The 503-nt window shown below is 78.9% G+C and carries 1 protein-coding gene; it reads right to left on the bottom strand.

Annotated features, from left to right (window positions below; translation table 11 throughout):
- Positions 1 to 503 (bottom strand): AAA family ATPase (locus BZL64_RS41780; protein WP_425276117.1); only part of this gene is annotated, 503 nt, incomplete at both ends.

The following is a 503-nucleotide window of genomic DNA, read 5'->3' as shown; positions in this document are numbered from 1 at the left end:
CGGTCTCGCCGACGTACTTGTCGACGATGGAGGAGAGCTGGACGACGTAGAGGTCCAGGCCGAGTTCGGCGGCCACGACCTCGGCGGACAGGGTCTTTCCGGTGCCGGACTCGCCCGCGAAGAGGCCGAGCACGCCCCGGCCCCGGCCGCCGCCCGCGCTGAGCCGCCAGTCGCCGAGGACCCGGTCGCGGTGGCGGGCGCGCAGGGCGAGTTCGTGCAGCTGGGTCAGCGGCCTCTCGGGCAGGACGAGGTCCTCCCAGCCGACGTCGGGCCGGATCCGGCGGGCGTGCCGCTCCAGCCCGGACGCCGACTGCTGCCGGGCGGCGAGGCGGACGTGGGCGGCGGTGAGCGGGCCGCCGTCGAAGGCGGCGAGGGCGAGGGCGCCGTGGGCGGCCCGCGCGACGCGTTCCCCGCCGAGCCGGTACGGCGCGACGGCGGTCGCCAGGTCGAACGCGTCGGCCTGCGGGCCGAGCGCCGCCGCCCAGGCGGCCGTCCCGCCCGCC

The sequence above is a fragment of the Streptomyces bobili genome (genome assembly GCF_002154575.1).
Taxonomy (GTDB): domain Bacteria; phylum Actinomycetota; class Actinomycetes; order Streptomycetales; family Streptomycetaceae; genus Streptomyces; species Streptomyces bobili.
Note: the sequence above shows the minus strand (reverse complement) of the source record. Positions and strands in the feature narration are given on the sequence as shown.